Origin of the sequence: Zhongshania sp. R06B22 (assembly GCF_040892595.1) — a bacterium.
Lineage (GTDB): Bacteria > Pseudomonadota > Gammaproteobacteria > Pseudomonadales > Spongiibacteraceae > Spongiibacter > Spongiibacter arctica.
Genome location: NZ_JBFRYB010000002.1, coordinates 1 through 22,335, shown reverse-complemented (window position 1 = coordinate 22,335; position 22,335 = coordinate 1). Strand labels below are relative to the sequence as shown.

The 22,335-nt window shown below is 49.5% G+C and carries 35 protein-coding genes; 1 reads left to right on the top strand and 34 read right to left on the bottom strand.

The window, feature by feature from the left end; all coding sequences use genetic code 11:
- Window positions 1–10: 10 nt before the first annotated feature.
- From AB4875_RS16045 to AB4875_RS16025, 5 genes are all read right to left on the bottom strand, one after another.
- Window positions 11–1,210, bottom strand: a complete 1,200-nt coding sequence (locus tag AB4875_RS16045; RefSeq protein ID WP_368377125.1) for a molybdopterin molybdotransferase MoeA — start codon at window positions 1,208–1,210, stop codon at window positions 11–13.
- Window positions 1,211–1,212: 2 nt separating this feature from the next.
- Entirely contained in the window at window positions 1,213–1,740 is a 528-nt protein-coding gene (gene moaB, locus AB4875_RS16040; RefSeq protein ID WP_368377124.1) for a molybdenum cofactor biosynthesis protein B, read from the bottom strand.
- Window positions 1,737–2,510 (bottom strand): sugar nucleotide-binding protein, encoded by a 774-nt coding sequence (locus tag AB4875_RS16035; protein ID WP_368377123.1) that lies wholly within the window; start codon window positions 2,508–2,510, stop codon window positions 1,737–1,739. Before AB4875_RS16035 ends, moaB begins: the two co-directional genes overlap by 4 nt.
- A 297-nt stretch (window positions 2,511–2,807) precedes the next feature.
- Window positions 2,808–3,335: a single-stranded DNA-binding protein gene (ssb, locus tag AB4875_RS16030; RefSeq protein ID WP_368377122.1), complete on the bottom strand. Its 528-nt coding sequence runs from the start codon at window positions 3,333–3,335 to the stop codon at window positions 2,808–2,810.
- A 73-nt stretch (window positions 3,336–3,408) separates the two neighbouring features.
- On the bottom strand, window positions 3,409–4,773 hold the full coding sequence (locus AB4875_RS16025; protein ID WP_368377121.1) for an MFS transporter: 1,365 nt from the start codon (window positions 4,771–4,773) through the stop codon (window positions 3,409–3,411).
- A gap of 147 nt (window positions 4,774–4,920) precedes the next feature.
- On the opposite strand from AB4875_RS16025, the gene uvrA reads away from it, so the two are divergent.
- Entirely contained in the window at window positions 4,921–7,779 is a 2,859-nt protein-coding gene (gene uvrA, locus AB4875_RS16020; protein WP_368377120.1) for an excinuclease ABC subunit UvrA, read from the top strand.
- 79 nt (window positions 7,780–7,858) lie between these two features.
- Here the strand turns inward: uvrA and rplQ are convergent, their stop codons facing one another.
- From rplQ to AB4875_RS15875, 29 genes are all read right to left on the bottom strand, one after another.
- The gene (rplQ, locus tag AB4875_RS16015; protein WP_368377119.1) at window positions 7,859–8,242 is read right to left on the bottom strand and encodes a 50S ribosomal protein L17; all 384 of its coding nucleotides are present in this window, start codon (window positions 8,240–8,242) and stop codon (window positions 7,859–7,861) included.
- Between the two features lie 60 nt (window positions 8,243–8,302).
- Complete coding sequence (locus AB4875_RS16010; protein WP_368377118.1) at window positions 8,303–9,304, bottom strand: DNA-directed RNA polymerase subunit alpha; 1,002 nt, start codon at window positions 9,302–9,304, stop codon at window positions 8,303–8,305.
- A 33-nt stretch (window positions 9,305–9,337) separates the two neighbouring features.
- A complete protein-coding gene (rpsD, locus tag AB4875_RS16005) occupies window positions 9,338–9,958 on the bottom strand; it encodes a 30S ribosomal protein S4 (protein ID WP_368377117.1) in 621 nt (206 codons plus the stop codon).
- Window positions 9,959–9,981: 23 nt separating this feature from the next.
- Window positions 9,982–10,374: a 30S ribosomal protein S11 gene (gene rpsK / locus AB4875_RS16000; RefSeq protein ID WP_368377116.1), complete on the bottom strand. Its 393-nt coding sequence runs from the start codon at window positions 10,372–10,374 to the stop codon at window positions 9,982–9,984.
- A gap of 71 nt (window positions 10,375–10,445) precedes the next feature.
- Complete coding sequence (gene rpsM, locus AB4875_RS15995) at window positions 10,446–10,802, bottom strand: 30S ribosomal protein S13 (RefSeq protein WP_368377115.1); 357 nt, start codon at window positions 10,800–10,802, stop codon at window positions 10,446–10,448.
- A gap of 129 nt (window positions 10,803–10,931) precedes the next feature.
- Window positions 10,932–11,048, bottom strand: a complete 117-nt coding sequence (gene rpmJ, locus AB4875_RS15990) for a 50S ribosomal protein L36 (RefSeq protein WP_008248307.1) — start codon at window positions 11,046–11,048, stop codon at window positions 10,932–10,934.
- Window positions 11,049–11,084: 36 nt separating this feature from the next.
- Window positions 11,085–12,413 carry a preprotein translocase subunit SecY gene (secY, locus tag AB4875_RS15985; protein WP_368377114.1) on the bottom strand — a complete coding sequence of 443 codons (1,329 nt, stop codon included), beginning with the start codon at window positions 12,411–12,413 and terminating at the stop codon, window positions 11,085–11,087.
- Window positions 12,414–12,424: 11 nt separating this feature from the next.
- Window positions 12,425–12,859: a 50S ribosomal protein L15 gene (rplO, locus tag AB4875_RS15980; RefSeq protein ID WP_368377359.1), complete on the bottom strand. Its 435-nt coding sequence runs from the start codon at window positions 12,857–12,859 to the stop codon at window positions 12,425–12,427.
- Between the two features lie 12 nt (window positions 12,860–12,871).
- A complete protein-coding gene (rpmD, locus tag AB4875_RS15975; RefSeq protein ID WP_159240990.1) occupies window positions 12,872–13,048 on the bottom strand; it encodes a 50S ribosomal protein L30 in 177 nt (58 codons plus the stop codon).
- A 19-nt stretch (window positions 13,049–13,067) separates the two neighbouring features.
- Window positions 13,068–13,580, bottom strand: a complete 513-nt coding sequence (rpsE, locus tag AB4875_RS15970; RefSeq protein ID WP_103684241.1) for a 30S ribosomal protein S5 — start codon at window positions 13,578–13,580, stop codon at window positions 13,068–13,070.
- A gap of 11 nt (window positions 13,581–13,591) precedes the next feature.
- A complete protein-coding gene (rplR, locus tag AB4875_RS15965) occupies window positions 13,592–13,942 on the bottom strand; it encodes a 50S ribosomal protein L18 (protein WP_103684242.1) in 351 nt (116 codons plus the stop codon).
- Between the two features lie 10 nt (window positions 13,943–13,952).
- Complete coding sequence (gene rplF, locus AB4875_RS15960; RefSeq protein ID WP_368377112.1) at window positions 13,953–14,486, bottom strand: 50S ribosomal protein L6; 534 nt, start codon at window positions 14,484–14,486, stop codon at window positions 13,953–13,955.
- Between the two features lie 25 nt (window positions 14,487–14,511).
- Window positions 14,512–14,907, bottom strand: a complete 396-nt coding sequence (rpsH, locus tag AB4875_RS15955) for a 30S ribosomal protein S8 (protein ID WP_368377111.1) — start codon at window positions 14,905–14,907, stop codon at window positions 14,512–14,514.
- Between the two features lie 55 nt (window positions 14,908–14,962).
- A complete protein-coding gene (rpsN, locus tag AB4875_RS15950) occupies window positions 14,963–15,268 on the bottom strand; it encodes a 30S ribosomal protein S14 (protein WP_368377110.1) in 306 nt (101 codons plus the stop codon).
- A gap of 13 nt (window positions 15,269–15,281) precedes the next feature.
- Window positions 15,282–15,821 carry a 50S ribosomal protein L5 gene (rplE, locus tag AB4875_RS15945; protein WP_368377109.1) on the bottom strand — a complete coding sequence of 180 codons (540 nt, stop codon included), beginning with the start codon at window positions 15,819–15,821 and terminating at the stop codon, window positions 15,282–15,284.
- A 13-nt stretch (window positions 15,822–15,834) separates the two neighbouring features.
- Complete coding sequence (gene rplX, locus AB4875_RS15940; RefSeq protein ID WP_368377108.1) at window positions 15,835–16,152, bottom strand: 50S ribosomal protein L24; 318 nt, start codon at window positions 16,150–16,152, stop codon at window positions 15,835–15,837.
- A gap of 35 nt (window positions 16,153–16,187) precedes the next feature.
- Window positions 16,188–16,556 carry a 50S ribosomal protein L14 gene (gene rplN, locus AB4875_RS15935; protein WP_368377107.1) on the bottom strand — a complete coding sequence of 123 codons (369 nt, stop codon included), beginning with the start codon at window positions 16,554–16,556 and terminating at the stop codon, window positions 16,188–16,190.
- A 59-nt stretch (window positions 16,557–16,615) separates the two neighbouring features.
- Window positions 16,616–16,882 carry a 30S ribosomal protein S17 gene (gene rpsQ, locus AB4875_RS15930; protein WP_368377106.1) on the bottom strand — a complete coding sequence of 89 codons (267 nt, stop codon included), beginning with the start codon at window positions 16,880–16,882 and terminating at the stop codon, window positions 16,616–16,618.
- Between the two features lies 1 nt (window position 16,883).
- On the bottom strand, window positions 16,884–17,075 hold the full coding sequence (rpmC, locus tag AB4875_RS15925; RefSeq protein ID WP_368377105.1) for a 50S ribosomal protein L29: 192 nt from the start codon (window positions 17,073–17,075) through the stop codon (window positions 16,884–16,886).
- On the bottom strand, window positions 17,075–17,488 hold the full coding sequence (rplP, locus tag AB4875_RS15920) for a 50S ribosomal protein L16 (RefSeq protein ID WP_368377104.1): 414 nt from the start codon (window positions 17,486–17,488) through the stop codon (window positions 17,075–17,077). The genes rpmC and rplP overlap by 1 nt, the downstream gene beginning before the upstream one ends.
- 11 nt (window positions 17,489–17,499) lie before the next feature.
- Entirely contained in the window at window positions 17,500–18,174 is a 675-nt protein-coding gene (gene rpsC / locus AB4875_RS15915) for a 30S ribosomal protein S3 (protein WP_368377103.1), read from the bottom strand.
- Between the two features lie 14 nt (window positions 18,175–18,188).
- Window positions 18,189–18,527 carry a 50S ribosomal protein L22 gene (gene rplV / locus AB4875_RS15910; protein WP_368377358.1) on the bottom strand — a complete coding sequence of 113 codons (339 nt, stop codon included), beginning with the start codon at window positions 18,525–18,527 and terminating at the stop codon, window positions 18,189–18,191.
- Between the two features lie 25 nt (window positions 18,528–18,552).
- Entirely contained in the window at window positions 18,553–18,828 is a 276-nt protein-coding gene (gene rpsS, locus AB4875_RS15905; RefSeq protein ID WP_008248348.1) for a 30S ribosomal protein S19, read from the bottom strand.
- 38 nt (window positions 18,829–18,866) lie between these two features.
- The gene (gene rplB / locus AB4875_RS15900; RefSeq protein WP_368377102.1) at window positions 18,867–19,691 is read right to left on the bottom strand and encodes a 50S ribosomal protein L2; all 825 of its coding nucleotides are present in this window, start codon (window positions 19,689–19,691) and stop codon (window positions 18,867–18,869) included.
- A gap of 17 nt (window positions 19,692–19,708) precedes the next feature.
- On the bottom strand, window positions 19,709–20,005 hold the full coding sequence (gene rplW / locus AB4875_RS15895) for a 50S ribosomal protein L23 (protein WP_368377101.1): 297 nt from the start codon (window positions 20,003–20,005) through the stop codon (window positions 19,709–19,711).
- A complete protein-coding gene (rplD, locus tag AB4875_RS15890; RefSeq protein ID WP_368377100.1) occupies window positions 20,002–20,622 on the bottom strand; it encodes a 50S ribosomal protein L4 in 621 nt (206 codons plus the stop codon). The genes rplW and rplD overlap by 4 nt, the downstream gene beginning before the upstream one ends.
- Window positions 20,623–20,633: 11 nt before the next feature.
- The gene (gene rplC / locus AB4875_RS15885) at window positions 20,634–21,278 is read right to left on the bottom strand and encodes a 50S ribosomal protein L3 (protein ID WP_368377099.1); all 645 of its coding nucleotides are present in this window, start codon (window positions 21,276–21,278) and stop codon (window positions 20,634–20,636) included.
- Between the two features lie 123 nt (window positions 21,279–21,401).
- The gene (gene rpsJ, locus AB4875_RS15880; RefSeq protein WP_008248372.1) at window positions 21,402–21,713 is read right to left on the bottom strand and encodes a 30S ribosomal protein S10; all 312 of its coding nucleotides are present in this window, start codon (window positions 21,711–21,713) and stop codon (window positions 21,402–21,404) included.
- A gap of 239 nt (window positions 21,714–21,952) precedes the next feature.
- The coding region (locus AB4875_RS15875; protein ID WP_497023482.1) for an EF-Tu C-terminal domain-related protein at window positions 21,953–22,335 on the bottom strand (383 nt) is incomplete at its 5' end.

Sequence of the window (22,335 nt, the reverse complement as noted above, 5' to 3'; positions counted from 1 at the left end):
CTTTTATTTTCTAGCTTAAATCCCGCAAAAATATTATCTCGACGCAATCACCGCGCTGCAAAGTCTTACCTATCGGAATAACAGCCAAAGCATTACACCAAGACACCGACGTTAAAGCGCCGGAGCTTTGCTGCGGATGAATATCAACCAGCAAACCCGTCGCACTCGGTGTGACTCGCGCTCGCAAATATTCTTGGCGACTGCCCGCTTTAGGCCAGTCAAAATTGGCACACGCCGGCCATTGCGGCGCTACCGGATCAACGAGCCCCTGCATTGCCAGTAAGTAGGGCCGAACCAACAAACAGAATGTAACAAAGCCCGACACCGGATTCCCAGGCAAGCCAAAGAAAGGCACACTACCCAAGCGCCCATACGCCAGTGGCTTACCGGGCTTTATAGCTAGCTTCCAAAGCTGTAACTCGCCCAAGGCCTCGACCTGTGCCTTCACATGATCCTCTTCACCCACCGACACGCCGCCACTACTGACAACCACATCAGCACTATCACGCGCCTGTAATAATACCGCTTTTGTCACGCCCGGATCATCAGCCACAATTCCGAGATCAATCACCTCACAACCCAGGGCGCGAATCATTGCGGCGAGCATTGGACGATTAGAATTATATATCTGACCCGGCTCCAGCGAGTCACCAGGCTCGCGCAATTCATCGCCAGTCGACATCAGTGCGACCTTAATGGGCGCAGAAACTGCGACATGGGAAAGACCTAGAGAGGCCAACAGACCTAAGTCGGCAGCCTGAAGACGATGCCCCGCCCTCAACAACAACTGCCCGGATGATATATCTTGTCCGCGAGGGCGAATATGCTGCCCTTTCCTTGCAGGGATATTTACCGTTACCACACCGTCGCCTTGCTCACAGTCCTCCTGAGCCACAACCGTATCAGCGCCCGCTGGAATAAATGCACCGGTGAAAATCCGCGCAGCGGTGCCCGGGAGCAAGGGCTCACCAACCATACCTGCGGGAATACGCTGACTCACCGGCATGGCGACACCTTGCACCAAATCTTGAAAACGAAGCACGTAGCCGTCCATCGCACTATTATCAGCCGGCGGAACATTACTTTCGGCCAGCACATCCGCCGCCAACACTGCGCCCAAGCACTGTGCTAAATCTCGCGACTCGCCGCCCCTTTTTTGGGCGTCCGCCAAAAGATAGTGCAGAGTCTCATCAACAGAACGTAGGGCCACGCTTAAGCCTCCATATCTTGGCGGGTTTTTAGAACACCTACGAAGTTACATGGACGGTGCCTGCTATCTAACTGCTCACAAATAACGCCATGCCAAGCCGTTTTACACGCACCAGTGGAGCCCGGCACACAAAATATAACGGTATTATTTGCCAGACCAGCTAAGGCGCGGGACTGAATCGTAGAAGATCCAATTTCCTGTAAAGACCTAGCACGGAACACTTCGCCAAAGCCGTCAATCTGCTTGTCAAATAACACCGAAACCGCCTCTGGTGTCGAATCCCGACCGGAGAAGCCCGTGCCACCCGTCACCAATACTACTTGAACATCTTCACGGTAGATCCACGCAGACATCACCGCTCGAATTTGATAAATATCGTCTTTTACTATCTGTTTGTCAGCAAGTGAATGACCTGCACCCGTCAGCGCCTCAAGTAAAAACTTACCTGAGCTATCACTGTTTTCATCGCGGGTATCTGAAACCGTTAATACCGCAATATTCAGCGGCACAAACTCGCTATCACTACTCATTTACTCACCCCTTCACATACTGCTCGCACCATACGCGGCAGGTAGGCCCGCCAAGGCAACTGCTTTATACCAAAATGTTGCAAGACCTTACCGCAAGACAGCACCGGTACACTAGGCGTCCAAGTGACACCCGCATCGTCCACCGCAATATCGGCGACAGGCGCCACAAACTGAGAAGCAAACGCGCAAACGACCTCGGCAAACTCGTAAGCACTGGCCACACCACTGCTATTGTAATGATAAACCCCACAACAGGGCGCACCGCAACTCAACTGATCAACCATGCCCGACACAACTCGCGCTATATCAGCCACCGGTGTAGGACAACTCATTAAAGAATCATTTAGCGCTAGCACCTTACCTTCTCGCATTGTGACCAGGCAGTCGCCGAGAAAATTACCTTCTTCTTCAGCAATTAAAGGACCGGTGCGCAGTATTACCCCCTGCCCAGCAACACTCATCACCAAATCCTCAATCTCCGCAAATTGCTTTCCCGCCGAGCTTGCCGGCACAAGGTCGTCGGCCTCCAAGTAATCATGGGACTGCTCAATACCATCGAACACCCTGCCGTCACTGAGAAAGAGATAGGGAGCTTCCAACGCCCGGCACGATTGCAGCACACTTTCACGCGCAGTCAGCCTTCGGGTATGACAATCATCAGACACCCCATCAATAAGCTGGCAGCGCGCAAGAACATCCGCGTCAATCACTATCGCGTCGCGCAGCAACGCCGTATCAAAGGTATGTAAATCATCTATATCAATAACCACGAGAGACCTCTCCCGCAGGGCTAGTTGACTGCGGATGGCTTCACTCAATGGACCCGGAGGGGAAATTAAAACTACATTCACAGAAACATTCACACGTTATAAGAAAAATCGCACCAAGTGCGCCAGATACTGCATATACCTCCACAGCATCAAATAGACTGGGAGCCAACAACATTACTCAAAGCCCTCAAAGTCCGCAAGGCATTCAAGCCAGCAAGACATAAACCCCAACAAAAAAATGCCCCGACTAGCGGGGCTTTTAACTACATTCTTTACATTATGATCTACGGTGTTTTTTTAGAACGGAATATCATCATCAAAATCATCAAAGCCACCGGCTGGTGGCGCGCTTGGTGCCGGCGCCTGATTTTGCTGTGGCGCAGGCGCCGCCCGACGCGGAGCCTGAGACGGTGCTGCCTTTGCCTGCGCAGGAGCCTGAGAGGGATAGCCACCACCCTCATTATAGTTATCGCCACCGCCAGAGCCGCCGCGACCATCGAGCATCTGCATTTCTGCAGCAACAATCTCAGTGGTATAACGATCTTGTCCACCCTGATCCTGCCATTTCCGGGTGCGCAATGAGCCCTCAATATAAACCTTTGAGCCTTTTTTTAGAAACTCACCAGCAATCTCGGCGATGCGGTTAAAAAATACCACTCGGTGCCACTCAGTGCGCTCTTGGGGCTGACCGCTTTGCTTATCTTTCCACGTTTCACTGGTCGCAACAGTAATATTAGTTACCGCGCCGCCAGATGGCATATAACGGGTTTCAGGATCCTGGCCTAAGTTCCCAACCAGAATAACTTTATTCACTCCACGCGCCATGCGCCACCTCCTATTATTTCTATAAATGCGGACATCTACCGCTAAACATTTACTATACCGGATTCTGCCGCTTTTAGCTGCCGAGCCGTATGCCCGCAGGCAGTGACGCAGGGTCAAAGTCCTGGCTAACACGCAAGTAGGCTAACTGTTCACTTTCTAGCACGGTTATATCAAGGGCGCCCGGCATAAGTAATACCTCTTGACGCAATGCCGCCGCATCCCATGTCCCAAACTTCCAAGCCAAAACTAAATTATCTGCTTTGGCAGGAACCGCCATACCCCAAGCCACCAGCAACCAAACTCCGGCTAAAATCGCGGCGCCTATAAATAGGGCCGAACCACCCCAAAGACCCAACAAACCACCACCCAAGGCACCACCAAAAAAAGCGCCTAAAAACTGAAAGGTAGAATACACCCCCATAGCGGTGCCCTTGCCGCCGGGATAAACCGTTTTACTTACTAGAGATGGCAGCGACGCTTCAAGCAGGTTGAAGGCGACAAAAAATATCGTAATCATGACAATTAAATACCAATAGTCATGGGCAAACCATATCGCCGCAGATAGCACTACAATAATTGCCGTAATCGCTGACAGGAATATCTGCTTCATACGATTGTATTTTTCGGCAAGAATAATAAGTGGGACCATCGCGATAAAGGCCACCAACATAACCGGCAAATACATCTTCCAATGGTCATCCCGAATCAGGCCTTGCTCCTCAAGCAGCCCTGGCACTGCCACAAATATCGCCATCAACATCGCATGCAAAGAAAAAATACCAAGATTCAGGCGCATTAAATCACTATCATGCAAGCAGCGACCCAGTAAGCCACGCAATGATTGGCTATCGGCATTCAAACCACCGACGTCCGGGGTTGGCACCAACCACAGGGTAATAAACACACCAATCACAGCTAACAATGAAGTGAGTAAAAATAAACCCGACACTCCAACCGCTGCCGCAGCTAATGGCCCTATGACCATCGCTAGCGCAAAAGACACCCCAATGCTAACCCCAATCGCCGCCATTGCCTTGGTTCGGTGCTGCTCACGGGTTAAGTCGGCAAGTAATGCGGTCAAGGTACTAGCAATTGCCCCAGTGCCCTGCAGCAAGCGGCCAAGAATAACGGTAATAATATTGTCAGCACTCGCGGCCACAATACCACCGGCGGCGAAAAGTAGTAGGCCGGCAATAATGACCGGCTTGCGACCAATCCGGTCCGACAGCATGCCCAAGGGTACTTGCAGCGCCGCTTGCCCCAAGCCATAAATCCCCAGTGCCAAACCGACTAGCACCGGCGTACTATGGTCATATTCACCTGCGTACAAGCTCAATACCGGCAACAGCATAAATAAGCCGAGCATTCTAAACGCATACAATGTCGCCAGAGAAGCGACAGAACGACGCTCAGCTGCGCTCATCGTGTGATGATTCAAGGGAGGGATCCTACAACAAGAATAAATATCCTCCGATTCTACCAGCTTAACCGCACATGAAAAACCGCTATAAAATATCACCAGCTTATTTTGCGCCCCACTCCGCCCCCGCAGTATAATGTCTGGTTTACCACGCTGGGGAATACTATGGATCGGATTATCGTTCGCGGTGCCCGCACCCACAATTTAAAAAATATTGATATCGATATTCCCCGCGACAAACTGGTGGTTATTACCGGCTTGTCCGGGTCAGGGAAATCTTCCCTCGCCTTCGACACCCTTTACGCGGAAGGCCAGCGGCGCTACGTAGAATCGCTATCTACCTATGCACGGCAATTTTTGTCGATGATGGAAAAGCCCGACGTCGATCACATTGAAGGCTTATCTCCCGCGATATCCATAGAACAGAAATCGACCTCGCACAACCCGCGCTCTACTGTTGGCACAATCACGGAAATATACGACTACCTGCGCTTATTGTTTGCCCGCGCAGGCGAGCCACGCTGCCCAGACCACAACACCGCACTGTCGGCGCAAACCGTTAGCCAAATGGTCGATACGGTGCTGGCCCTGCCGGAAGGCAGCAAGATGATGCTACTCGCCCCCGTTGTGCAAAATCGCAAGGGAGAGCACTTACATACCTTTGAAAAACTTAGGAGCCAAGGATTTGTTCGAGCGCGCATTAATGGCATCGTCACAGATCTGGATGATCTACCTACCTTAGACAAGAACAAAAAACATTCCATTGAAGTGGTCGTAGATCGATTTAAAGTTCGTGACGATATTGGCCAACGCCTCGCTGAGTCATTTGAAACCGCACTCGAACTGACCGATGGCGTGGCAGGTGTTGCCGATATGGACGACACCAAAGCCCCGGAATTAGTTTTCTCTTCTAAATTTGCCTGCCCACAATGTGGCTATAGCTTGGCAGAATTAGAACCACGACTATTTTCGTTTAACAGCCCTCTCGGCGCATGCAGCAGCTGCGATGGCCTGGGTGTGAAGCAGTTTTTTGACGCCAGCAGAATTATCCAACACCCGGAGGCCAGTCTTTCCACTGGCGCGATTCGCGGCTGGGATCGTCGCAGCGTATATTATTTTCACATGCTAACCTCGCTCGCAGATCACTACGGCTTCGACGTGGACGCCCCATTTGAATCACTAAGCGAAGAACACCGCAGTCGAATTCTATTTGGCAGCGACGCCGAAGAAATTAGCTTTACCTATATCAACGACCGCGGCGATAACTTTCAACGCAAACACCCTTTTGAAGGCGTCATCCCCAATATGGATAGACGCTATAAAGATACTGAATCTCAAACGGTGCGCGAGGAACTAAGTAAATTCCTAAACACCCAGTCTTGCCCAGATTGCTCCGGCACACGCTTAAGAAAGGAAGCGCGCAACGTATTTATTCTCGACCACACCCTTCCTGAAATCGCCGCTATGCCTGTCGGCGCAGCACGCGAGTATTTCACCACGCTAAGGCTAGAGGGCCGACAAGCTCAAATTGCCGAGAAAATACTAAAAGAAATTAACGACCGCCTGCGCTTCTTGGTCGATGTGGGGCTGAACTATCTCACCCTAGACCGCAGCGCTGACACTCTATCGGGCGGCGAAGCCCAAAGAATCAGGCTAGCAAGCCAAATTGGCGCAGGGCTGGTGGGCGTAATGTATATCCTAGACGAACCGTCAATTGGGCTACATCAACGCGACAACGAAAGACTGTTGAAAACCCTCCGGCATCTTCGTGATATTGGCAATACCGTTATTGTGGTTGAACACGACGAAGACGCCATCCGCACTGCTGACCACATTATCGACATCGGTCCCGGCGCGGGCGTGCATGGCGGTAGAGTCATCGCGCAGGGTAAAATCGACGATATCTTGAATAGCCCCGAGTCGCTGACAGGCCAATACCTATCAGGTAAAAAGGCCATTGCCATTCCAGAAAAACGTAATCCGTTTAATCCAGAAAAAACGCTGCACATAAAAGGTGCCACCGGAAACAACCTCCAAAATGTTGACCTTACTCTGCCGCTTGGACTAATGACTTGCATCACCGGGGTCTCGGGGTCAGGGAAGTCGACACTGATCAATCACACCCTATACCCTGTTGCCGCAACCGAGCTCAACGGCGCAACAACATTAACGCCAGCGGCCCACGAGTCCGTCACCGGGCTTAACAACGTCGACAAATGTATCGACATCGACCAGAGCCCCATCGGTCGTACGCCAAGATCAAATCCCGCCACCTACACTGGCATTTTCACACCAATCCGCGAATTATTTGCCGGAACCCAAGAAGCACGCTCACGCGGATACAAAGTCGGCCGCTTTAGCTTTAACGTAAAAGGCGGCCGCTGCGAAGCCTGCCAAGGCGACGGCGTTACCAAAGTGGAAATGCACTTCCTACCTGATATTTATGTCGCCTGCGAGGTATGTAGTAGCCAACGCTACAATCGCGAAACACTGGAAATATTATACAAAGCAAAGAACATCCATGAAGTCCTAGATATGACCGTGGAGGATGCCAACCAGTTCTTCGAGAACGTGCCCTCGATCAGTAAAAAGCTCCAGACCCTTATGGACGTTGGCTTAAGCTATATACGCCTAGGACAAGCCGCAACCACCTTATCCGGCGGTGAAGCGCAGCGTGTCAAACTGGCCCGCGAGCTCTCGAAACGCGACACCGGTAAAACCCTTTATATTCTCGACGAGCCCACCACGGGTTTGCACTTTGAAGACATTCAATTACTCCTCACCGTGCTACATCGCTTACGCGACCATGGCAATACGGTCGTCGTTATCGAGCATAATCTGGATGTTATTAAAACTGCCGACTGGATCGTCGACTTGGGCCCGGAAGGCGGCAGCGGTGGCGGCTTAATTATTGCCGAAGGCACGCCGGAGGATGTCGCCTCAATGCCGCAATCTCACACCGGACACTTTCTCGCAGACGTTCTTAATCTTGCGGCCGCACGCAAGGTCGCAGCGGGGGGCTGATAGCCCCGCAACACTTTTTTCACTAAAATGCAGACAAAAAAAAGCCGGCTTAAAAGCCGGCTTTTTTAGATCTATCTACTTACTCGTCGTCAGCTTCTTCTACCACTGGACGATCAACCAACTCTACGTAAGCCATTGGTGCCTTGTCGCCAGTACGCAGACCGCATTTCATAATACGGATATAGCCGCCGGGACGACCTTCGTAACGAGGACCAAGATCAGTAAATAATTTACCTACCGCAGCATTGCAACGTAAACGCGCGAACGCAAGACGGCGATTAGCTACACTATCTACCTTAGAAAGTGTAATCAAAGGTTCTGCATAACCACGCAGTTCCTTTGCTTTTGGCAGGGTTGTTTTAATCATTTCGTGCTCAACCAACGACGCCGTCATGTTGCGGAACATCGCTTTACGATGAGAGCTATTACGGTTTAATTGACGGCCACTATGACGATGACGCATGGCTTTTTCCTTTAATAAACGTTGCTATCTCAGCAAAAATATTCGAAAGATCCGGCGAAATTACGCAAGAACTCGGTCGTCGTTTCTAAGACTTGCTGGCGGCCAGTTATCTAGGCGTAAACCCAAAGACAACCCGCGTGACGCCAATACATCTTTAATTTCTGTCAGTGATTTCTTACCAAGGTTTGGCGTCTTGAGAAGTTCAACTTCTGTACGCTGCACCAAGTCACCGATGTAGTAGATATTTTCTGCTTTCAAGCAGTTAGCTGAACGCACAGTCAATTCAAGATCATCAACCGGACGCAGCAGAATAGGATCTACCTCGTTCTCTTCGCGTGAAGGCTCGTTCTCACCTTCGCTTTCCAGATCAACAAACACTGCGAGCTGCTGCTGCAGAATTGTTGCTGCACGACGAATTGCTTCTTCAGGATCGATAGTGCCATTGGTCTCAAGATCCAAGACCAATTTATCAAGGTCGGTACGCTGTTCAACACGCGCGCTCTCTACTACGTAGCTAACACGGCTGATCGGGCTGTAACTAGCATCTAGCTGCAGGCGACCAATTGAACGAGACTCTTCTTCAGCGTTATCCCGAGCATCAGCTGGCACATAACCGCGACCGCGAGCGATGGTAAGGCGCATATTAATCTCGCCATCATCGTTCAGATTCGCTATAACGTGGTCAGTATTAACGATTTCAATCTCATGATCAGTTTGAATATCGCCGGCAGTGACTACGCCAGGGCCTTTTTTGTTAAGAACTAAGGTAGCTTGATCTTTACCGTGCATGATCACAGCAACTTCTTTCAGGTTAAGCAGGATTTCGATAACGTCTTCCTGTACACCTTCCATAGCACTGTATTCGTGCAACACACCGTCGATCTCTACTTCAGTTACCGCACATCCCGGCATAGAAGAAAGCAAAATACGGCGCAAAGCATTACCCAAGGTGTGACCAAATCCACGCTCTAGTGGCTCAAGGGTCACCTTCGCACGAGTTTGTCCAAATTCTTCAACTTGGATAACACGTGGAGTTAGAAATTCATTGACAGCACTTTGCATAGGTCACCTATCGTGATTTGTCCGGAGTTTAACTTACTTCGAGTAAAGCTCAACGATCAGTTGCTCGTTGATCTCAGAAGACAAGTCGCTACGATCTGGAGCATTCTTGAAAACACCTTCCATTTTGGTGGCATTTATATCAATCCAAGAAACATCGCCACGCTGCGCAGCAAGAGCAATTGCAGATTGAATCCGCAACTGGACTTTGGATTTCTCACGAACACTAACAACATCACCAGCCTGCACTTGGTAAGACGGTACGTTAACTGTCTTGCCATTTACCAATACTGATTTATGTGACACTAACTGACGTGACTCGGCACGTGTAGAGCCAAAACCGATACGATAAACCACGTTATCTAAACGGCCTTCCAAAAGTTGCAGCAGGTTCTCACCTGTCGCGCCTTTACGACGAGCAGCTTTTGTATAGTAAGCACGGAATTGCTTTTCTAACACGCCGTACATACGACGAACTTTTTGTTTTTCACGCAACTGAACACCGTAGTCAGAAAGACGACCACGACGTGCACCGTGCATACCGGGTGCAGTTTCAGCTTTACACTTAGAATCCAGCGGACGAACACCACTCTTCAAGAAAAGGTCAGTACCTTCCCGTCTGGATAATTTACAGCTTGGGCCCAAATATCTAGCCATTTTCTGTATTCCTCAACTGTTAATTAAACGCGACGTTTCTTAGGAGGACGGCAACCATTATGTGGAATAGGCGTCACGTCAGTGATGTTTGTAATCTTGTAGCCACAGTTATTTAAGGCACGCACAGCAGACTCACGTCCTGGACCGGGACCCTTAACTTGAACATCTAGATTTTTCAAACCGTAATCCTTCGCAGCGTTACCGGCGCGTTCTGCAGCAACCTGTGCGGCGAAAGGAGTACTTTTACGAGAGCCACGGAAACCACTGCCACCGGCTGTTGCCCAGCTCAGCGTGTTACCTTGACGATCTGTAATAGTGATGATGGTGTTATTAAACGACGCATGTACATGCGCAACACCGTCCACGACGGTCTTTTTGACCTTTTTCCGTGGAGCTTGCTTGCCTGGTTTGGCCATATTCTATATCCAACTCTAATATCAACACTACACAAGTGGTGTAGCTACACTAAAGGATTACTGCCTTTAAATTACTTACGAATCGGCTTACGTGGACCTTTACGCGTACGCGCATTAGTCTTAGTACGCTGACCGCGAAGCGGCAGACCTTTACGATGACGCATGCCGCGGTAGCAGCCCAAATCTAGTAAACGCTTAATGTTCATAGAAACTGTACGACGCAAGTCGCCTTCTACAGACAGTTTTGCGACTTCGCCACGAAGTGCATCGAGCTGCTCTTCAGACAAAGAACTGATTTTCGCGTCTTCAGCTATTGTTGTTTTAGCGCACAGTGCTTTAGCACGTGTGAGGCCAACGCCATATATATACGTCAACGAAATAACAGCATGCTTGTTATCTGGTATGTTGACACCTGCAATACGAGCCATTCAGGTTACTCCAATTAAGCCCAATTCTTTTAACGCTTAGCAATGACCGGGAAGCGGTTTAACGGCTGCACGAAAGGCGCAGTAGTCTACCCGCACCGAGATTGAAAAACAACCCCGATCCCGAATTCCTTAGCCCTGTCGCTGTTTATGACGTGGTTCAACGCTACAAATAACCCGAACCACACCTTTACGACGAACGATTTTACAGTTGCGGCAAATTGTCTTTACCGATGCACGTACTTTCATTTTGATACTCCAAACAAGCCATCAGGTTAGTGAGCTTTAACGCGCACCACCGCCGTAATTCTTCAAATTAGCCTTTTTCAAGACTGAGTCGTATTGCTGGGACATCAGGTGAGACTGAACCTGAGCCATAAAATCCATCACTACAACCACAACGATCAACAGTGACGTGCCACCGAGATAAAATGGCACATTCCACATAACAACCAAAAACTGCGGTAACAAACACACGCCGGCAATATATAAAGAGCCAAACATGGTCAAACGGGTTAATACGCCGTCTATATAGTTCGCCGTTTGCTTACCGGGACGAATCCCTGGTAAAAACGCGCCCGAACGCTTCAAGTTATCTGCCACTTCGTCCGGATTAAACATCAATGCGGTATAGAAGAAACAGAAAAATACGATCAATGCGGTAAACAATAATATGTTAAGAGGCTGACCGGGCCCAATCGCCAAGGCAACATCTTGCAACCACTCCATACCTTCTCCACTTTGCCCAACCCACTGCGCAATAGACGCGGGGAATAACAAAATAGAACTCGCGAATATTGCTGGTATAACACCGGCCATATTCACTTTCATCGGTAAATGGCTAGACTGCGCTTGGTACATCTTATTTCCGCGCTGCTGCTTGGCATAATTGACTGTAATACGCCGCTGCCCACGCTCGATGAACACTACCAAATACACAACTGCTATCGCTAGAACCAACACCGCCAGCAGAACCAAAATATTTAATTCGCCCTGGCGTGCCTGCTCTAAAGATTGGCCAACTGCCGACGGCAGCCCTGCAACAATCCCTGCAAATATCAGCATTGATATGCCGTTACCTACACCACGCTCCGTTAACTGCTCACCCAACCACATCATAAAGATGGCGCCGGTGACCAATGACACTACCGAAACAAAATAAAACGTAAAATCTGGGCTATAAGCCAAGCCTTGGTTTGCGAGGCCTACTGTCATCCCGGTTCCCTGAAGCAGCGCAAGCACCACCGTCAAGTAACGGGTGTATTGACTAATCTGCCGCCTTCCAGCTTCGCCTTCTTTTTTCAAAGCTTCTAATGTTGGGCTAACCGCCGACATCAACTGCATAATAATCGATGCAGAGATATAGGGCATGATACCCAGCGCCAGAATACTCATACGCTCTAAGGCACCGCCGGAGAACATATTAAACAAACCAAGAACCGTACCTTGGTTTTGATTGAACAATGCGGCGAGCTGATCCGGATTAATACCTGGCACCGGTATATGCGTACCGATACGATAAACAATTATCGCTAGCAGTAAAAAACGGAGGCGAGCCATAAGCTCGCCCATTCCGGATTGTTTACCAGCTACTTGTGGATTGGGCTTCGCCATTTAAGTTCGCCTTATTCCTCGACTTTGCCGCCAGCTTTTTCAATAGCTTCGCGAGCGCCTTTAGTTACCGCTAAACCTTTCACAGTAACTGCTTTGTTCAGATCACCTGACAAAAAGATCTTGGCACGCTCAATATTGCTGTTAATTAAATCAGCACGCTTAAGCGCATCCAAATCGATCACATCGTCAGCGACTGCCATCAATTCCGCCGTGCGGATTTGCGCAGTAACGCGAGACAAACGCGAGGTGAAGCCGTACTTAGGCAAACGCTTTTGCAACGGCATTTGGCCGCCTTCAAAACCTGGACGCACGCTGCCACCTGAACGAGACTTCAGACCTTTGTGACCACGACCTGCGGTTTTACCCAAGCCACTACCGATACCACGACCTACCCGTTTGCCATCTTTAACTCGGCCGGGTGCCGGGCTCAGCGTGTTTAAACGCATATCGCTCATCACTTATCCCTCAACACGTACTAAATAGTTGACCTTATTGATCATGCCGCGGACTGATGGAGTATCTTCTACTTCAACAGTGTGGCGGATACGGCGCAAGCCAAGACCAGCAACACAGGCCTTGTGCGACTTAAGTCGTCCTGTAACAGAACGAACTAGTGTGACTTTAATCTTGTTCATAGCAAATCCTGCCTGTGTCTTAGCCCAAGATCTCTTCTACAGTTTTGCCGCGCTTTGTTGCGACTTCTTCTGGAGAGGAAACACTTTCCAGTGCTTTAATAGTTGCACGAACCACGTTTACCGGGTTTGTAGAACCGTAGCACTTGGCTAATACGTTATGAATACCAGCAATTTCTAGCACCGATCGCATCGCACCACCGGCGATAACGCCCGTACCTTCAGATGCTGGCTGCATGTAGACCTTAGACGCACCATGACGACCTTTTACGGCGTACTGGATGGTGTCACCCTTGATATCTACTTGAACCATATTGCGGCGAGCTGCTTCCATCGCTTTCTGGATAGCAACAGGTACTTCGCGCGCTTTACCGCGACCGAAGCCAACTTTACCACTTCCATCACCCACTACCGTAAGGGCAGTGAAGCTGAAAATGCGGCCACCTTTGACCACTTTTGCAACACGGTTTACCTGGACAAGCTTCTCTTGCAGGCCTTCTGTGTTTGCTTTGTCTTTCTGATCGTTATACGCCATCGCCTAAAACCTTAGAATTCCAAACCACCTTCACGGGCAGCATCTGCCAGCGCTTTGACACGGCCGTGGAATTTAAATCCACTGCGGTCAAAAGCGACCTTTGTCACGCCTGCGGCTTTCGCACGGTCAGCGATCAACTTGCCCACACTAGCGGCTGCCGCGACATTACCGGTCGCTCCAGCACGCAAATCTTTATCTAGTGTAGATGCACTCGCCAACACAACGTCACCGGATGCTGCAATAAGCTGCGCATACATGTGGCGTGGTGTGCGGTGAATGCTCAAACGTACGGCGCGTAGCTCACGCATTTTAAAGCGAGCGCGGCGAGCACGACGTAATCTTGAAACTTTCTTATCGCTCATAACCTTGCCTTTACTTTTTCTTCGCTTCTTTACGACGGACGTTTTCTTCCGCGTAACGAACACCCTTGCCTTTATAAGGCTCTGGCGGACGGAACGCGCGGATTTCGGCCGCTACCTTACCCAAAATCTGTTTGTCTGTACCGTTCAACACAATTTCAGTCTGTGTTGGGGTTTCGACGGTAACACCTTCTGGTAAGTCATAGTCGATCGGATGCGAAAAACCCAGCACCAAATTTATAGACTTGCCATTTGACTTGGCACGGTAACCAACACCGTTAAGGACCAGCTTACGCTGAAAACCTTGACTCACGCCAACAACCATATTGTTAGTCAGTGAGCGAGTGGTACCCGCCATTGCCCAACCATCTTTCGCGCCTTCACGCGCTGAAAATATTAACAACTCGCCTTCCTGCTTGATCTCTACAGACTTGTGCAACGGCATAACCAACGTGCCGTTCTTGCCCTTTACAGAGATGTTGCTGGTGTCGAGTTTGACTTCAACCCCTGAGGGGATAGTCACCGGACTTTTCGCTACTCTTGACATGTTAAGAACTCTTTAAACTGTCGCTTTAGAAAACAGTGCAAAGCACTTCGCCGCCAACACCGGCAGCTCTTGCTGCGCGATCAGTCATTACACCATGACTGGTTGACACTATAGCGATACCCAGCCCTGCACGTACTGATGGCAATTCATCTTTACCTGCGTAAGCGCGGAGACCAGGGCGACTTACGCGACTGATTTCAGCGATAACTGGCTTACCCTGATGGTATTTTAAATCTACCGTCAGCTCTGCCTTGCCACCTTGCTCTTCAACCCGTGAACCGGCGACATAACCTTCATCTTCAAGCACCTTAGCAACAGATACTTTCAATTTAGATGACGGCATTTTAACAGCAGTTTTACCTGCCATCTGAGCGTTGCGGATGCGTGTCAGCATATCCGCTAAAGGGTCTTGCATGCTCATGTTTTGCTCCCGTTAAACGCCGCGGCTAATGCCAGCGACAGCAAAATTCTCAATTTTACCAGCTAGCCTTAACTAAGCCGGGGACATCACCGCGCATTGCGGCTTGACGGAGCTGGTTACGGCAAAGACCAAACTTGCGGTAAACACCGTGTGGACGGCCAGTAATCTGGCAGCGACGACGCTGGCGAGAAGGACTCGCGTCACGTGGCAGCTTCTGCAGTTTAACCTGCGCATCCCACTTTTCTTCATCGCTAGCAGACACGCTGACAATAATAGCTTTTAGCTCAGCGCGCTTTGCAGCGAATTTTTTTACAGTTTGGGTGCGTTTTAATTCACGCGCCTTCATAGACTGCTTTGCCATATTCCCCTACCCCTTAACCTTTAAACGGAAAGTTAAACGCTTTTAACAGCGCGCGACCTTCATCGTCATTGCGAGCGGTAGTGGTTATGGTGATATCCAGACCGCGCAGTGTATCAACTTTATCGTAATCAATTTCTGGAAATATGATCTGCTCGGTCACACCCATTGCAAAGTTACCACGACCGTCGAACGATTTTGGGCTTACGCCGCGAAAATCTCGAACACGCGGAATTGCAACACTGACCAAGCGATCCAAAAATTCGTACATCTGGGCGCCACGAAGGGTCACCTTACAACCAATCGGCCAACCGTCACGAATTTTAAAGCCCGCAATTGACTTGCGCGCCAACGTAACCACCGGCTTTTGGCCTGCAATCTTTGACAGGTCCGTAAGCGCTGCTTCCAGAACTTTCTTATCACCAGCTGCCTCACCAACACCCATATTTAGAGTGATCTTGGTGATGCGCGGAACTTCCATAGGGTTAGCTAAAGAAAGCTCCTCTATCAGCTTAGCCCGCAACTCGTTTTGGTATAGTTCACCTAATCGTGCCATTTTCCACTAACCCCTACGCGTCAACCGCTTCGCCGCTGGATTTAAAGATACGGGTCTTGCTGCCGTCTTCGGCCACCTTAAAGCCCACGCGATCCGCCTTTTTACTGGTCGGATTATAAATCGCTACATTTGAAACTTGAATCGGCGCTTCTTTCTCGACGATACCACCGGCCACACCCAACTGCGGGTTTGGACGCTGGTGTTTCTTAATCATATTAATACCGGCAACCATCAGCTTATTGTTATCCATTACTTTTTGGACAACGCCGCGCTTACCTTTGTCTTTACCGGTTAAGACGATAATTTCGTCTTCACGCTTAATCTTACGCATAACCTTGACCTCAGCCTTCTCTTTACACCCAGTTACTAAAGTACTTCCGGTGCCAAAGAGATAATCTTCATGAACTTCTCGCCACGCAATTCACGCGTCACCGGCCCAAAAATACGGGTGCCGATAGGTGCGTTGTTATTGTTTAGCAACACTGCAGCGTTATCGTCAAACTTGATCAGCGAACCGTCACCACGACGAACACCTTTCCTAGTACGAACTACAACAGCTGTCATTACCTGACCTTTTTTCACTTTGCCACGAGGAATAGCCTCTTTGACAGTGACTTTGATCAGATCGCCGACTCGTGCATAGCGACGATGTGAGCCGCCAAGCACCTTGATGCACATAACGCGGCGTGCGCCACTATTATCTGCAACTTCTAAATAGCTTTCTGTTTGAATCATTTCTTACTCCAAACCAGTCAACAGTGCATCAAGCGATTGCACAAGGGCCGCCGGTGAAATTAAACCTGGGTAGCCGTTACATCTACACTAATCAATGCCCAAGTTTTCAACTTGGATACTGGACGTGTTTCGCAAACTGTCACTACGTCACCAATTTTGCACTCATTCTTTTCATCATGAGCGTGAACTTTCGACGAGCGCGTAATGTACTTACCATAAATAGGGTGCTTAACCCGACGCTCAATCAGTACAGTGATGGTTTTATCCATCTTGTCACTGACGACCTTACCAGTGGCTGTACGAGCACTTTTCGCTACTTCTGACATTTTAATTACCTGCCTTTTCCTGGAGCACAGTTTTAACGCGTGCAATTTCCTGACGAGTTTTCTTCAGCAAATGCGTCTGCGATAACTGGCCCGTACTCTTTTGCATACGCAACTTGAATTGCTCTTCAAGTAACTGCAACAGTTGGGCATTCAGATCGTCAACTGACTTTTCGCGTAACTCTATAGCATTCATCACATCACCACCCTCTTAACAAATGTGGTTGCCAGCGGAATTTTTGCTGCCGCCAAGGCGAATGCTTCACGCGCCAACTCTTCAGTAACGCCTTCTACTTCGTACAAGACCTTACCTGGCTGAATCTGCGCAACCCAGTACTCAACATTACCCTTACCTTTACCCTGACGAACTTCCAGAGGCTTTTCGGTAATTGGCTTGTCTGGGAAAACTCGAATCCAGATCTTTCCACCCCGTTTGATATGGCGAGTCATAGCACGACGTGCCGCCTCTATCTGACGAGCTGTAATACGTCCGCGACCAACTGCCTTCAGGCCGAAATCACCAAAGCTGACCCGGCTACCGCGCTCTGCCAGACCACGGTTGCGACCTTTGTGTTGCTTGCGAAACTTTGTGCGCTTCGGCTGTAACATTTGCGTAACCCTTACTCTGAACCTTTCTTAGCCTTAGCTTCGACCGCCTCTTTTCTGGTTCCCAAGATTTCACCCTTGAAGATCCAGACCTTGACACCAATGATGCCGTAAGTCGTAGCTGCTTCGTGCGCTGCATAATCGATATCAGCACGTAGTGTGTGTAAAGGCACACGTCCTTCGCGATACCACTCGGTACGAGCTATTTCAGCTCCGCCGACACGACCGCTTACTTGTACTTTGATACCTTCCGCGCCCTGACGAATTGCGTTTTGAACAACACGCTTCATCGCACGACGGAACATAACGCGACGCTCTAATTGCTGAGCGACATTCATGGCTACCAACTTCGCCTCAAGATCCGGCTTGCGGATTTCCTCGATGTTGATATGAACCGGCACACCCATTTTGACAGACAACTCTTTACGAAGCTTGTCGACGTCTTCGCCCTTTTTACCGATAACGATACCAGGACGCGCAGTGTGAATTGTGATACGTGCGGTTTGCGCCGGACGCTCAATAACAATTCGACTTACCGATGCATGCGCGAGTTTCTTTTCAAGCAACTCGCGAACCTCTAGATCCGTAATTAAGTTCGCAGCGTAGTTCTTACCACTAGCGTACCAAACGGAATTATGTTCTTTAACGATCCCCAGCCGGATGCCGGTCGGGTGTACTTTCTGACCCATGTGGTCTCTCCTAGCTAGCCTTCGCTGTCAGCAACTTTAATCGTAATATGACAAGATCTTTTCAGAATCCGATCCGCACGACCTTTTGCACGTGGACGAAGGCGCTTCATAGTCGAGCCCTCATCTACAAAAATCGTTGTAACCTTTAACTCATCAACATCCGCGCCTTCATTGTGCTCAGCGTTGGCGATCGCGGAGTTGAGCACTTTCTTAATAATGCTCGCCGCTTTCTTAGAGCTGAACGTCAACAGATCCAGCGATTCCTCAACACCCTTTCCGCGAATTTGGTCAGCAACCAAACGAGCTTTCTGAGCAGAAATTCTTGCGCCTTTTAAACGTGCCGCTACTTCCATCTTCAAAGCCTCTCCCGGCGCAAGCTTAACGCTTGGCCTTTTTATCGGCCACGTGACCCTTGTAGGTCCTAGTCGCGGCAAATTCACCCAATTTGTGCCCTACCATATCCTCAGAAATAATAACTGGGACATGTTGACGACCGTTATGAACAGCGATGGTCAGAGCTACCATTTCAGGCAGAATCATGGAGCGACGCGACCACGTTTTAATGGGGCGACGATCGTTTTTTTCTACCGCTACTTCAACCTTCTTCAACAAATGAAGATCGACAAACGGACCTTTTTTTAATGAACGTGGCACAAGCTTATCCTCTTTACTCTAATGATCATCTAAGCAGCTTATTTGCCGCGACGACGAACGATTAGTTTGTCTGTACGCTTATTTTTACGAGTCTTATACCCTTTAGTCGGCATACCCCAAGGAGATACGGGATGACGACCACCAGAAGTACGACCTTCACCACCACCATGTGGGTGATCAACCGGGTTCATTGCCACACCGCGAACGGTAGGACGAACACCACGCCAGCGCGATGCACCAGCTTTACCCAACTTACGCAAGCTGTGCTCGCTGTTGGATACTTCACCCAATGTTGCTTTGCACTCAGATAATACCTTACGGGTCTCACCGCTACGCAAACGAATTGTTACGTATTGACCGTCACGTGCAACCAGCTGAGCCGAAGTACCTGCACTACGCGCCAACTGCGCGCCTTTACCGGGCTTCATTTCAACACAGTGGATAGTACTACCCACTGGAATGTTGCGCAGAGGCAGAGCATTACCTGGCTTGATCGGCGACGCATCACCGGAAACAATCTCGTCACCTGCTGACACACCCTTAGGCGCTATCACATAACGACGCTCACCGTCTGCATACATCACCAAGGCGATGAACGCTGTGCGGTTTGGATCATACTCCAAACGCTCTACGCGCGCCGGAATACCATCTTTATTACGCTTAAAATCGATTAAACGATAATGCTGCTTATGGCCACCACCAATATGACGGGTAGTGATACGACCGTTATTATTACGGCCACCATTGCGCGACTGACTCTCAAGCAGCGGCTTGTGCGGCGCACCTTTGTGCAAATCAGGATTTACAACCCTGACGACAAAGCGACGGCCGGGAGAAGTCGGTTTACTTTTAACAATTGCCATTTGACTAAACTCCAGACTTATTCAGCGACCGCAAAGTCGATATCTTGACCCTGCGCAAGGCTAACATACGCCTTTTTCCAGTTCGATTTTTTGCTCAAACCAAAACGATTACGCTTTACTTTACCCTTAACGTTGACGGTGCGAACATTCAACACATCAACTTTAAAAAGCTTTTCAACCGCTTTTTTGATTTCAAGCTTGCTGGCCGTCGGCAATACTTTAAATACCACCTGATTGCTCAGCTCAGCACTGGCTGCACTTTTTTCAGAAACGTGCGGGCCGAGCAGTACCTTATAGATGCGCTCTGTATTCATCCCAACAGCTCCTCAAACTTTTTCAATGCAGCCACAGTCACAACCACCTTCTCGTAGCCAATTAGGCTAACGGGGTCTACGCCGCTTACATCGCGAACGTCGACATCATGGAGATTGCGTGCCGCCAGATACAAATTACCGTTTACTTCTTCGGTCACTACAAGAGCGCCCTTAAGACCGTACTCACCGAGCGACTTCACTAGCAACTTGGTTTTTGGCTCTTCCAAAGTAAACTCTTCAACCACAATCAGACGCTCTTGACGAGCCAGTTCTGACAGGATCGTGCAAATTGCTGCACGATACATTTTGCGGTTAACTTTTTGACTATGATCTTGTGGTCTCGCTGCAAACGTAACACCACCACCGCGCCATATTGGCGAACGAATAGTACCTGCACGAGCACGACCAGTACCCTTCTGACGCCATGGCTTCTTACCACCACCGCGAACATCAGAGCGCGTTTTCTGAGCACGAGTTCCCTGACGCGCACCGGCCATAAAGGCTACAACAACTTGGTGCACTAGATCTTCGTTAAACTCACGAGCAAAAGTAACGTCAGATACCTGAACCGTTCCCGCCGCAGCCCCGTTACCGGGTTTCGCAATACTTAATTCCACTGCATCGCCCCCTAGGATTTTTTAGCTTTCACAGCGGGACGCACAAACACGTCACCACCTGGAGCACCTGGAACAGCACCCTTGACCAAGATCAAGTTGCGTTCAGCGTCCACTCGAACAACTTCAAGAGTCTGAACAGTAACCTGCTCTGCACCCATGTGACCGGCCATCTTCTTGCCTTTCCAAACGCGACCTGGCGTTTGACATTGACCGATAGAACCAAGTACACGATGCGATAAGGAGTTACCGTGAGTAGCGTCTTGCATATGGAAATTCCAGCGCTTAATACCGCCCTGAAAACCCTTACCCTTAGACTGCCCAGTCACGTCAACCTTCTGACCAGCTTCGAATATAGCAACCGTTAGCTCAGCACCGATTTCCGGGCTCGCCTCACCTTGCTCCAAACGAAATTCCCACAGGCCACGACCAGCTTCTACACCAGTTTTAGCAAAATGCCCTGCTTCTGCTTTAGAGATACGTGACGCTTTACGTGCACCAGTTGTTACCTGGATCGCGCTATAGCCATCAGCATCATCTGCCTTGACACGAGTAACGCGATTAGGATTAACCTCAATCACCGTCACCGGAATAGATATGCCGTCTTCTGTAAAAACGCGCGTCATGCCGCTTTTACGACCGACTAAACCAATAGTCATTGCTCCAACCTCTCAGTGTACGGGGCTAACACCCTCTATGGCCGCGCGGTAAAGCGCGTTACACAACCCAGGGCCAGCCCCCGAGCGGGTCTGAATATAATTCAGTATTAATAAATGTTTTAATTAGCCAAGACTAATTTGAACTTCTACACCAGCCGCCAAATCTAACTTCATCAATGCATCTACAGTTTTTTCTGTAGGCTCTACGATGTCCAGCATGCGCTTATGGGTGCGGATCTCATATTGATCACGCGCATCCTTATTTACATGCGGAGAGACCAGTATTGTAAAGCGCTCTTTGCGAGTAGGAAGAGGAATCGGACCTCTTACCTGCGCACCAGTACGCTTTGCAGTATCCACAATCTCTTGCGTAGACGCATCAATGAGACGGTGATCAAAAGCCTTTAAACGAATTCGAATCCGCTGATTTTGCACTTGATCAAACTCCCATCCCAAATAAATCCGAGCCCAGCGCGACGAATCCGCGTGAAGTAACCCGAAAAAAGGAAGCGGAATGTTAATGATATCCCGAGACGTTGTCAACCAATAATCTCGGATATTTCATTACTTAGACAGCAACCACGAACAAAAACCAAAAACACATTCTGCAATTAAGAAAGGGGAGACCAAGGCCTCCCCTTTTACAAACCTAATCACACCTATGGCGTGACGGTTTATTCTACGATTTTAGCAACAACGCCGGCGCCAACAGTACGGCCACCTTCACGAATTGCAAAACGCAAACCTTCTTCCATCGCGATGGGCGCAATCAAGGTCACGTCCATTTTTACGTTGTCGCCAGGCATAACCATCTCAGTGCCTTCAGGCAGCTCACAAGCGCCCGTAACATCTGTGGTACGGAAGTAGAACTGTGGACGGTAGCCTTTAAAGAACGGCGTGTGACGACCACCCTCTTCTTTCGACAACACATACACTTCTGCTTCAAAACGAGTGTGTGGCGTAATTGAGCCCGGCTTAGCCAGTACTTGACCACGCTCTACGTCGTCGCGCTTAGTACCACGCAGCAACACACCAACGTTCTCGCCAGCGCGACCTT